Source organism: Pseudomonas sp. 2024-210 (assembly GCF_045062345.1).
Lineage (GTDB): Bacteria > Pseudomonadota > Gammaproteobacteria > Pseudomonadales > Pseudomonadaceae > Aquipseudomonas.
In genome coordinates this window covers 20,575-32,170 of sequence record NZ_JBJGEJ010000027.1, presented here as the reverse complement: position 1 = coordinate 32,170, position 11,596 = coordinate 20,575, and the positions used below count along the sequence as shown (strand labels likewise).

The following is an 11,596-nucleotide window of genomic DNA, read 5'->3' as shown; positions in this document are numbered from 1 at the left end:
CATTGATCAAATGCACACATGCGCCGCCCGGGTTCACAAAAGCAGCGATTACGTCGACATCGCCGGTTCCACCTTCCATGCTTTGCTGATCCTGAACCCGACGCAGCAGTGAAATCTGATCACGTATTTCTGCGGCCCGCTCAAAATCAAGGGTGCTGGCGGCCAGTTCCATCGCGCTGTTCAATTCGTCGGTCAGCGCACTGCTGCGCCCTTCCAGAAACATCACCGAGTGACGCACATCTTCGGCATAGACCTGCGGATCAACCAGGCCGACACAAGGCGCTTTGCAACGTTTGATCTGGTATTGCAAACAGGGGCGCGTACGGTTCTTGAAGTAACTGTCTTCGCACTGACGCACCATAAAAGTCTTTTGCAAGATACTCAGGCTTTCTCGAATAGCCCCAGCACTCGGATAAGGTCCGAAATACCTGCCTTTGGCTTTTTTGGCGCCACGGTGAATGCTTAAGCGCGGGTATGCACCGTCCGAAAGGAACACATAGGGATAGGATTTGTCGTCGCGCAGAAGAATATTGTAGGGCGGACGCCACTCTTTGATCAGCGTCTGCTCAAGCAGCAGCGCTTCGGTTTCATTGGCCGTGATGGTGGTTTCGATGTACGCGATCCGCCCGACCAGCGCCGCCGTTTTCGGAGCCAGGCCGGTTTTACGAAAGTAGCTGGCCAAACGCTTTTTGAGGTTCTTGGCCTTACCCACGTACAGCAGGCGCGTATCGCTATCAAACATGCGATACACACCGGGGCGCCCACTACAGGTCGAAAGAAACGCGCTTGCATCGAACACGTCAGTCATTTTCAACCAGCGTCTACCATGCCGTGACGTACAGCCAGCAATGCCAGCTCAACATCACTCTTGACCGAAAGTTTCTCAAAGATCCGATAGCGGTAGGTGTTGACCGTTTTGGGTGACAAGCACAGCTTGTCAGAAATCACTTGAACCTTCTGACAGCCCACAATCATCAGAGCAATCTGGATTTCTCGCTCCGACAGTGCATCAAAAGGTGAGTCACTGGCAGGCTGGAATGATTTGAGAGCCAATTGCTGTGCGACTTGCGGGCTGATATAGCGCTGCCCGGAAAAAACAAGGCGTATGGCCTGAACCATCTCCGCCAGGCCCGCGCCCTTGGTCATATAGCCGGCAGCGCCTGCCTGCAATAACCGTGTCGGAAATGGGTCCTCTTCACACACGGTCACGGCTACCACCTTGATGTCAGGATGGCTACGCATCATTTTGCGTGTAGCTTCCAGCCCACCAATGCCGGGCATTTTGACATCCATCAAGACCACATCAGGTTTAAGCTCACGGGCCTTGATAAGGGATTCCTCACCAGATTCAGCCTGCCCAACCACTTGCAGGCCATCTATATCAGCCAGCATTCGTGTGATGCCTGTACGCACAAGATCGTGATCATCGACCACCAGAACCCGAATCAAGCCGGCACCTCACCAATTGAACTAAGTAGATTGACGACACCTTAGCAAAAAACATGCACTCCAACCTACTCATGATCCATCGACGATCCATAGCAAAACGTTAAAAAGCAGGCGGGTGACGCAATACGACTCACGTATCGTTCGGTTCCTGACGCCCTTTAACCTGAACAGGCAAGTACATCTCAGCCAGGGTGACCGTTAGCCGACGAATGGCATCCTGGTCTTCTTTATGCAAAATTCGGTAACTAACCAGCACCTTCTCTTCAACCTGACTAAGGTTATCGAGTAGTGTGGGTGTTGGAGTGCCAGTCAAAATATAAAGCACATCCGCACCACGCTCTGCGACACGCGACAAGTAGTCCGCTTTAGGCGCACGTTCACCGCTCTCATATTTGCCTTGAGCATTGGCCTCGACACCACCAATCTCACCAAAAGCTTTTTGCGACAAGCCAAGCCTTTCTCTTTCTTGCCGTAGCCGCGAACCAATGCCACTCATTTGGATGTAAGATCCCATTTTCAACACCCACAGGATGGTATAATTAATGAATATTAAACAACTTTGAACGGTTTTGAACTATGACCGGAATCCGTACCGCTGCACAAGCCAAGGCTTGGCTGGATCACCAGGGAAAATCCGTGCAAGAGTTCGCTCGGGAAAATGGTGTCGATCCGGCGACTACGTATCAGGTGCTCGCCGGGCGCAAGAAAGGGAAAAGGGGTGAAGCCCATAAAGTGGCGGTACTTCTGGGCATGAAAGACGGCATCATTCCTTCACGCATGCCTGCTCTTGAAGAAGAAAGCGAAGACGTGCTGGATTGAGTATGCGCCTAATCAGGTTGAGTTCCAGTTCTAGATACCCCAATGGACAAACAGTTCAGAGATTCACACGGTCTATGCCCTCATAGCCCTTCTGAAGTCAGGCAGACCCACAGCAGGTTAATTTCTGATTGAACCTGTCGTCGTGCCTCAGGTAAGCTTCGGCTCATTCATTGGAGACCGCACATGATGCATCGCCCCCTCACAGACGCTTGTCAGCCCCCTTGCGAATCTCGCACGGTCGGTTCTGTGTGTGCGAACAATGCGCAATCCGTAGCACGATTTTATTTTGGGTATTGGTTTAGCCACTGGCGCGCCTGATACCCAAACGGCGCCCACTACTTAGGGGTCGCCTACCAGAGAATTCTCACCCCCGGTCGGCTTCCCGATCGGGGGTTTTGTTTTTTCAGCCCCTGAAAAATTGACTAATTTAAAGGAATTACACCATGAACTACGCCACTTATTACCGCTTCGACCTTTGCACTGCATGGCGATTTACCAACCGTCGTTCGGGACAGCCTGCCGCCTCCGAACGAAATCACATCGGTGGCACGCATGCACTCACAGCCAGTCAGGCTAATTGTCGAACACCCCAATAGGGCTGCGCGCGGGAAAACCCGCCGCTTGCCCAGGAACTCCATCATGAACGCATCGATTACTGCTCTCCCTGCAATCAACACCGCACCTTCTGCACGCTCCCTGCGCCTGCCTACTGCCGCGCAACTCAAGCAACAACTGCCGCTCAGCGATTCGCTTCGCCAACGGGTCAGTCGTCAGCGCCAGGCCATTCGCGCGATTTTAAACGGTGAAGACTCCCGTTTACTGGTCGTAGTCGGCCCCTGCTCCATCCACGACCCTGTTGCTGCCCTTGAATACGCCAGCCACCTCGCAGCCCTTTCTCACGAGCTGCGTGATGACCTGTTGCTGGTGATGCGTGCCTACATCGAAAAACCGCGCACAACAGTGGGATGGAAAGGCCTGGCCTATGACCCGCATCTCGATGGCAGCGATGACATGGCCCACGGCCTCACGCTCTCGCGCGAGCTGATGCTGGAAATGCTGGGCATGGGCCTGCCAATCGCTACGGAGTTGTTGCAACCGATGGCCGCTGGATACTTTGATGACCTGCTGGGCTGGGTCGCCATTGGTGCACGTACGACCGAATCGCAAATTCACCGCGAGATGGCCAGCGGCCTGGGCGTGCCTGTCGGTTTCAAAAACGGTACTGATGGCGGTGTGGCCATCGCCTGCGATGCCATGCGTTCAGCTGCCCACTCTCATCGCCACTTCGGCGTCGACGCTGAAGGCCACCCGGCAATCATCCAGACGTCGGGCAATCCGGATACCCATCTGGTGCTGCGCGGCGGGCACAGCGGGCCGAATTACGACTTCAGCAGCGTTGCCAAAGCACGCGCCGGTCTTGAAAAAAATGCCATACCGGCTCGCTTGATGGTTGATTGCAGCCACGCCAACAGCGGCAAAGACCCGTTGCGCCAGCCTGATGTATTTAACGACGTATTGGCTCAGCGCCTGCAGGGCAATCGTTCATTGATCGGCATGATGCTCGAAAGCCATATCTTTGAGGGTTGCCAACCCATGAGCAGTAACCTGCGCTACGGCGTCTCCATTACCGATGGCTGCCTGGGATGGGATGCCACCGAGCAGTTGTTGCGAGGCGCGGCAGCCCAACTGCAGGCACAACGACAATCCGTCGAGGCGATAGCGTGATAGACATGGGAACTTTAGCCGGGAAAAAACTGACTGAATCCGGTAGGCTCACCACTTTCTTGAAAGGAGTACTCCCTCATGGCTAAAGCCACTGCCCGTCACATCCTCGTTGCCAGCGAAGACAAGTGCAACGAACTGAAAGCCCAAATTGAAGGCGGCGCTGATTTCGCCGAAGTCGCAAAAGCCAACTCCTCTTGCCCATCCAGCCGTCAAGGCGGTGATCTGGGTTCGTTCGGTCCAGGCCAAATGGTTAAAGAATTCGACACGGTCGTCTTCAGTGCACCGATCAACGTGGTTCAAGGCCCGGTTAAAACCCAGTTCGGCTACCACTTGCTGGAAGTCACCAGCCGTCAGGACTAATCCCCCGGCTTGAGTGAAAACGGCCCACCTTTTGGTGGGCCGTTTCGTATCCGCAAACACAAACCTCGTGCTACGTTTCTCATTCACGCCCCCCACGTGTCACTTGAGGAATACGTCATGAGCCTTACTGGTAAAACTGCCCTGGTTACCGGTTCCACCAGCGGTATAGGTCTGGGTATAGCGCAAAGCCTGGCAAAAGCGGGTGCCAACCTGATACTCAACGGTTTTGGCGATGCTGGCAAAGTCATTGCCGACCTGGAGCAGTTCGGTGGCAAGGTCGGCCATCACCCGGCGGATGTGAGCGACCCCGCACAAATAGCTGACATGATCGAATACGCCGAGCGTGAATTTGGCGGTGTCGACATCTTGGTCAACAATGCGGGCATTCAGCATGTCGCCAACGTTGAAGCGTTCCCGGTAGAACGCTGGGACGCCATCATCGCAATCAACCTCTCCTCCGTATTCCACAGCACTCGCCTCACCCTGCCCGGCATGCGCAAACGCGACTGGGGACGCATCGTCAATATCGCCTCAGTCCACGGTCAGGTGGGTTCGGTCGGCAAGGCAGCGTATGTCGCCGCCAAACATGGCGTGATTGGCCTGACCAAAGTGGTCGGCCTTGAGACCGCCACCAGCAATATCACCTGCAATGCCATCTGCCCAGGCTGGGTGCTGACACCGCTGGTACAAAAACAGATAGATCAGCGTATCAGTCAGGGGATTGACCCTTATCAGGCGCAGCATGATCTGCTTGCCGAGAAACAGCCCTCGCTGGAATTTGTCACCCCGCCTCAACTCGGTGAACTGGTGCTCTTCCTGTGCAGCGATGCCGGCAGCCAGGTTCGCGGGGCGGCCTGGAATGTCGACGGCGGCTGGTTGGCGCAGTAAAGATCCATACACGTCCCTCAGGCAAAAATGCACACCAGCCCTGCACGTATCAGGGTTGTACAAGGCAATTTTGCACTGTTAGCATCGGCCATCGTTCGCCCGCGAACACCCCTTAAAATAATAGAAAGCAGGGAGTTAGCGATGACTGCTCAGGCTTCATCCTCAACGACACTCGATGGCGACATCGCGTCAGACACCGTACTCGCGCAGGTGCGCAATAAAATTGGCCATCTGACCCTTAACCGCCCGAGCGGCCTCAACGCCCTCAATCTTGAGATGGTTCGCCGCCTCCAGCAGCACCTCGATGACTGGGCCAATGACCCGCACGTGGTCGCTGTGGTATTACGCGGCGCAGGCGAAAAAGCCTTTTGTGCAGGGGGTGATATTCGTTCTTTGTATGACAGCTACAAAAACAACGGCACCCTGCACACTGCATTTTTTGAGGAGGAATACGCCCTCGACCTGACCCTGCACCACTACGCCAAACCCGTGCTTGCCGTGATGGACGGCTATGTTCTGGGCGGCGGCATGGGGTTGGCACAAGGGGCTGATTTTCGACTGGTCACAGAACGCAGCCGGTTAGCGATGCCAGAGGTCGCCATCGGCTATTTCCCGGACGTGGGCGCCAGCCATTTTCTAAGCAGAATACCCGGCCAGCTGGGGACTTATCTGGGCGTCAGTGGTGTGCAAATCAGTGCCAGTGATGCCCTGTATTGCGGGCTGGCAGACTGGTACACCGACAGCGCCCGGCTGAGCGAACTGGATGAGCAGCTCGACTCGCTGAAATGGCAACAGTCCCCGCGCGAAGACCTTGAGGCGCTGCTTGCTTCAATCGCCGTCAACACCTTGCCCGACGCTCCCCTCGCCCCACTTCGCCCGTTGATTGACGACGTCTTTTCCCATGACAGCGTGACGGCCATCGTTACCCGGTTGCATGAAGTGGAAAACAGCGAGCATCGGCAATGGGCCACTGATACCGCCAATCTGTTGCAAACCCGGTCGCCATTGGGCATGGCCGTAACGCTTGAGATGCTGCGCCGCAGCCGTGCCCTCAACCTTGAGCAGTGCTTTGCGCTGGAGCTGCACCTGGACCGTCAGTGGTTTGACCGGGGTGACTTGATCGAAGGGGTGCGCGCGTTGATTATCGACAAGGACAAAAATCCACGTTGGAATCCGCCCACACTGAATGAGCTGGATCCAGCCCAGGTTGCTAGCTTCTTCACCCACTTCAAGCTCAGCGGACTCTGATCATGCAAGACATCGAATTAACTGAAGAACAAGTGATGATTCGCGACATGGCTCGCGACTTTGCACGACGTGAAATTGCACCTCATGCCCAGTCCTGGGAAAAAGCGGGCTGGATCGACGATGCGCTGGTCGCCAAGATGGGCGAACTGGGCCTGCTCGGCATGGTGGTGCCTGAAGAATGGGGCGGTTCTTACCTCGACTACGTAGCGTATGCCCTGGCTGTCGAAGAGATCTCGGCCGGGGATGGTGCGACCGGGGCGCTGATGAGCGTTCATAACTCCGTCGGCTGCGGCCCGATCCTGAACTATGGCAGCCAGGCGCAAAAAGAAGCGTGGCTGCCCGGTCTTGCCAGCGGCACCACCATCGGCTGTTTTTGCCTGACCGAACCACAAGCGGGCTCTGAAGCGCACAACTTGCGCACACGGGCCGAGTTGCAGGACGGGCAATGGGTGATCAACGGCGCCAAACAATTTGTCACCAATGGCAAACGCGCCGGGCTGGCCATCGTGTTTGCCGTGACCGATCCGCAACTGGGCAAAAAAGGCCTTTCGGCCTTTCTAGTGCCCACTGACACGCCGGGATTCATAGTCGATCGCACCGAGCACAAAATGGGCATCCGCGCCTCGGACACCTGCGCGGTGACCCTGAGCAATTGCACCGTGCCGCAAGCGAATTTATTGGGTGAACAGGGCAAAGGCCTGACGATCGCCTTGTCCAACCTCGAAGGTGGCCGTATTGGCATTGCTGCACAGGCGCTGGGGATTGCCCGTGCCGCCTTTGAAGCGGCGCTGGCCTATGCGCGTGATCGGGTACAGTTTGACAAAGCCATCATTGAGCATCAAAGCGTGGCTAACATGCTGGCTGACATGCAAACCCGGCTCAACGCGGCGCGCCTGCTGATTCTGCACGCGGCCCGCCTGCGTGGTGCGGGCAAACCGTGTTTATCAGAAGCATCGCAAGCCAAGTTGTTCGCTTCGGAAATGGCTGAGTACGTGTGTTCCAAAGCCATTCAGATTCACGGAGGCTACGGCTACCTTGAGGACTACCCGGTAGAGCGCTATTACCGGGACGCGCGAATTACACAGATCTATGAAGGATCGAGTGAGATTCAACGGATGGTGATTGCGCGAGAGCTGAAGAACTATCTGATTTAGCGGTGCTGGCAATCCCCTCACCCTAACCCTCTCCCAGAGGGAGAGGGGACTAAAAGCGAAAGCCGTTATGCGCAACGCCACCTATCAGCTCCCTCTCCCAGAGGGAGAGGGGACTAAAAGCAAAAGCCGTTATGCGCAACGCCACCTATCAGCTCCCTCTCCCAGAGGGAGAGGGGACTAAAAGCGAAAGCCGTTATGCGCAACGCCACCTATCAGCTCCCTCTCCCAGAGGGAGAGGAGACTAAAAGCAAAAGCCGTTATGCGCAACGCCACCTATCAGCTCCCTCTCCCAGAGGGAGAGGAGACTAAAAGCAAAAGCCGTTATGCGCAACGCCACCTATCAGCTCCCTCTCCCTATGGGAGAGGGTTGGGGTGAGGGGCTTCTGATTCAGCCTTAAAACCCGACACTCGCCTGCACGAAGAAGGTACGCGGCTCACCCAAATAGAGCCCGGAGTTGTTGTCGCTGGAACGGGTGTAGTACTCCTGATTGAACAGGTTCTTGATCCCCGCCCCCACCTTCAAATTCGACGCCTCAGGTCCGAAGTCATACCCCACCCGCGTACTCCAGGTCGCATACCCCGGAATATCCCCGTACTGGCCGTCCGGTGTCGGATCAGTGATATACACACCACCGGTTCCCGGCGCACGCTGCTGCGATTGGGCAAACATATCCAGGTTATAGGTCCAGCGATTCACCACATACCGCGCGCCAAGGTTAACCACCTGACGCGAATACAGCGGCAAGTCTCGCCCTTTGAAGTTGGCAATATCGCCCTCTGACGTCGCTTTGGTATAGGTAAACGCAGCGTTCACCGACAAACCGTCAAGACGCGCATTCAGATTCGATAAATCGTAGTGAACCGAGGTCTCAAGCCCCTGATGCTTGGTCGCCCCAAGATTGGTCCAGCCGACATCGTTGCTGACGTATTGCAACTCATCGGCAAAGTCGATGTAGAACAGCGTCACTTCACCGCCCCACACACCGTTGTCATAACGCGTGCCGAGTTCATAGGTCTTGGCTTTTTCAGGCCTCAGGCCCGCGGCCGTCTGATCGCCAATGCCGCCCTGCCCCAGTTGAAAATACTGCAAGCTGCCAAATGAAGTTTCATAGTTGGCAAACAGCTTCCACTCGTCAGAGAGGTGATACATCACGCTCAAGGCCGGCAGCGCCTCATTGCTGTCGATGCTGCGTTTTTTCTCGGTAACCGGCACACCGTTATTGCCCAGCACCGGCCGATCATGCCAATTAGTGCTAATGCGCTCAAAGCGAATACCCGGCGTCACGGTCCAGTTACCGACATCAATCTTGTCATCGATATAGAACGCGTTGGCTTCAGTCCCACCCGTGCGGTCTTGATACACGTGCCCGTCAGCACCCGGCATGGGCACCGGCACGTTATTGACCAGTTGTAGCTGACTGGCCTCTTCGTGCATTCCCTCTTTGAGGTAGCGGTAACCCAAACCGACTTCCTGTGTCACCGGCCCCAGAGTGAACACATGGGAGACCCGCGGTTCGACACCAAAGGTGTAATAAGAGCGCGGGTAAATGCCCAGCGTTTGCAGGTTGCGTGAAGCAATATTGCTGCCTCGGAAACTGTCGGTGTAATAGGTCAGCACTTCAAACTGAGTCTGGTCGTCAATTTGACGCAAGTACTTGAAGGACACATCCTTGCGCCGCCCGGTGAAGTTGTCCCAGTCACGCACGGACTGGTACGGATTGGCATCGAACTGTTTCTGTGTCAGACCGCCAGGCATGTCGGCGGTGGCGTCGTAATAATGAAAGTTAAGGCTGAAATCATCCTGATCCGTCGGCGCCCAATGGGTCTTGAGCAACACATCATTGATGTCGTTGTTGTTATTGCTGGTGCGATAACCATTGCCCTTGACCCCGGAATACAGCAGCGCAGCACCGATACCGTTGTCTGCCGTGCCGCCAAGAAAGGCCGACTCCATGTGCTTCCAGCCGCCGTGCTCGGAGGTTTCCAGCGTGGTGCCGACGTCACCCTGAAAGGTTTCGGGAATCGCTCGCGTCACAAAGTTGATGACTCCGCCGACGTTTTGCGGCCCGTAACGCACCGAACCCGCGCCACGTACCACGTCGATACTGTCCAGGTTGCCGGCCGAGATGGGTGCCATCGACAACTGCGGCTGGCCATAGGGGGCGAACGCTGCCGGTATGCCATCAATCAATACGGTCGAACGAGGCGACAGGCGCGAGGTCAAGCCACGCACCCCCACGTTCAGAGAAATATCGCTGCCGCCCGTACCATTGGACGCTTGCACCTGAACGCCGGGAATACGCTTGAGCACGTCGCTGACGTTCATCGCGCCCTGCTCCACCATCGCTTCGCGACGAACCACGGTGCGCGCACCGGGGTGGTTTTGCAGGACGGCTTCATTGGCGTCACCCAGCCAATCGCCGACCACTTTGACATCCACCGGCCCCAGCTCCAGTGGCCCGGAAGGCGTTGTTGCGCTGACCACCGGCACGCCAACCAGCGTCACTGCGTCACCGTTCAATTCATAGCTCAGGCCACTGCCTTGCAGCAATTGGCGCAATGCCTGCTCGGGCGACAAGCTGCCATCAACGGCCGGCGCCTGTTTACCGGCCACCCGCTGAGGGCTGAAAAACACTTGCAGTGAGGTCTGCTGGGCCAACTGGCTCAAGGCCTCACCCAAAGGCTGGGCCTGAATATGGATGGCGCTCGGTGCCAGCTCGCCAGCCACTGCGCTTGGCATCGCCGCACTCACAGCCAGCGCCAACGCCAAAGGCAGCCAGCACGAACGCGATGCAAAAAAAAGCGTGCTCGAAGGCGGGTTAAGGCCTGAAACCGGCCCACAAGGATTATTGTTTTTCACGTCGAGTCTTGCCCTTTTGATCACACTTGAGTGCGACTGTTAATGCAAACCAGTTGCAGTTGATCAAGAAGACGAAGAACTCGAATAAAACCTGAACTTATCGTGAAATTATTTCCTGACTGCCATCGGCACGGGTCTTTACCGACACCGGCAAAATACGCGGCAAGGCGTTGATCAGCGCATCGGTGTCATCGGTCTTAAATACACTCGACAGCCGCAGTTGCGCCAACGCAGTCGTGCTGACATGCAGCGGCCGGTCACGGTAGCGCGACACTTCAGCGGCCACCTCGCCCAGGCTGGCGTCGTTGAATATCAACTGCCCCTTGCGCCAGGCCGTCAACGCTTGAGTGTTCACCGGTTGTGGCGCAGCCACGAGGCCCTGCCCATCAACCCGCGTGCCCAACCCGGCCGTCAGGCTCACAGCTTCTTCAGGATGACGACCTTGTACCCGCACGTGGCCCGACTCGACCACCACCCGTGCTTGCTCGCCCTCTCGACGCACATCGAAGCGTGTTCCTGTGACCGTTACCTGGCCGAGCCCGGCTTGCACCACAAAGGGACGATCAGTGTCATGGGCGACACTGAACATCACCTCGCCCTCGAGTAATTCAACCCTGCGCTGCCGGTCGGCAAAGTCAACGCGGACCCGGCTGCGGCTGTCCAGCTCAAGGGTTGAACCATCGGGCAAATTAACCGTACGGCGCTCACCCGCCAGGGTAGCGAATTGCTCGTGATAAACGGCAGAGCTCTGCAACTGCATCCAGACCCCGGCCCCTATCGCAACCGCCAGCACACTTGCCGCCAGCGCCATGCCAAGCACCGAGCGACGCATGATCCTCGGCGCCGGTGCTTCGCATAACGCTTGCAGGCGGGCCTTGGGCAATAGCTCGACAGCACCGTACAACGTGGCGAGCCATTGGTACTCCGCCTCATGACTGGGGTGGGTGCTGTACCAGGCGTCAAAATCGGCCTGCTCATCGGCACTCAAGCCCCGGCCTTGCACACGTGCAAACCAGGTTACAGCCGCCTCGCGCACGTTCGCAGGGTCAGGCGTGCAATCAGGCGTCTCCATCGGGCAATCCTTAACTGATCT

General features: G+C 56.6%; 11 protein-coding genes. 6 read left to right on the top strand and 5 right to left on the bottom strand.

Features of this window, described 5'->3' with window-relative positions; all coding sequences use genetic code 11:
- From uvrC to ACI7MX_RS22380, 3 genes are all read right to left on the bottom strand, one after another.
- The coding region (uvrC, locus tag ACI7MX_RS22390) for an excinuclease ABC subunit UvrC (RefSeq protein ID WP_405633920.1) at positions 1-808 on the bottom strand (808 nt) is incomplete at its 3' end.
- 2 nt (positions 809-810) lie between these two features.
- Positions 811-1,449, bottom strand: coding sequence for a UvrY/SirA/GacA family response regulator transcription factor (gene uvrY, locus ACI7MX_RS22385; protein WP_122784404.1), 639 nt, complete (start codon positions 1,447-1,449; stop codon positions 811-813).
- A gap of 130 nt (positions 1,450-1,579) precedes the next feature.
- Positions 1,580-1,945: a helix-turn-helix domain-containing protein gene (locus ACI7MX_RS22380; RefSeq protein ID WP_405589769.1), complete on the bottom strand. Its 366-nt coding sequence runs from the start codon at positions 1,943-1,945 to the stop codon at positions 1,580-1,582.
- Between the two features lie 80 nt (positions 1,946-2,025).
- Here ACI7MX_RS22380 and ACI7MX_RS22375 point away from each other — a divergent pair, with 80 nt between their 5' ends.
- From ACI7MX_RS22375 to ACI7MX_RS22350, 6 genes are all read left to right on the top strand, one after another.
- Entirely contained in the window at positions 2,026-2,268 is a 243-nt protein-coding gene (locus tag ACI7MX_RS22375; protein WP_314484128.1) for a DNA-binding protein, read from the top strand.
- A gap of 639 nt (positions 2,269-2,907) precedes the next feature.
- Positions 2,908-3,993: a 3-deoxy-7-phosphoheptulonate synthase gene (locus tag ACI7MX_RS22370; protein WP_405589550.1), complete on the top strand. Its 1,086-nt coding sequence runs from the start codon at positions 2,908-2,910 to the stop codon at positions 3,991-3,993.
- A gap of 78 nt (positions 3,994-4,071) precedes the next feature.
- Positions 4,072-4,353 carry a peptidylprolyl isomerase gene (locus ACI7MX_RS22365; RefSeq protein WP_122784407.1) on the top strand — a complete coding sequence of 94 codons (282 nt, stop codon included), beginning with the start codon at positions 4,072-4,074 and terminating at the stop codon, positions 4,351-4,353.
- Between the two features lie 117 nt (positions 4,354-4,470).
- Positions 4,471-5,241, top strand: coding sequence for a 3-hydroxybutyrate dehydrogenase (locus ACI7MX_RS22360; protein WP_405589547.1), 771 nt, complete (start codon positions 4,471-4,473; stop codon positions 5,239-5,241).
- Positions 5,242-5,382: 141 nt separating this feature from the next.
- The gene (locus ACI7MX_RS22355) at positions 5,383-6,489 is read left to right on the top strand and encodes an enoyl-CoA hydratase/isomerase family protein (protein WP_405589544.1); all 1,107 of its coding nucleotides are present in this window, start codon (positions 5,383-5,385) and stop codon (positions 6,487-6,489) included.
- Between the two features lie 2 nt (positions 6,490-6,491).
- A complete protein-coding gene (locus tag ACI7MX_RS22350) occupies positions 6,492-7,643 on the top strand; it encodes an acyl-CoA dehydrogenase family protein (RefSeq protein ID WP_405589541.1) in 1,152 nt (383 codons plus the stop codon).
- 394 nt (positions 7,644-8,037) lie between these two features.
- On the opposite strand, the gene ACI7MX_RS22345 is transcribed toward ACI7MX_RS22350, so the two are convergent.
- Positions 8,038-10,383: a TonB-dependent siderophore receptor gene (locus ACI7MX_RS22345; RefSeq protein ID WP_405589766.1), complete on the bottom strand. Its 2,346-nt coding sequence runs from the start codon at positions 10,381-10,383 to the stop codon at positions 8,038-8,040.
- A 217-nt stretch (positions 10,384-10,600) separates the two neighbouring features.
- Entirely contained in the window at positions 10,601-11,575 is a 975-nt protein-coding gene (locus ACI7MX_RS22340) for a FecR family protein (protein WP_405589538.1), read from the bottom strand.
- Positions 11,576-11,596 lie beyond the last annotated feature (21 nt).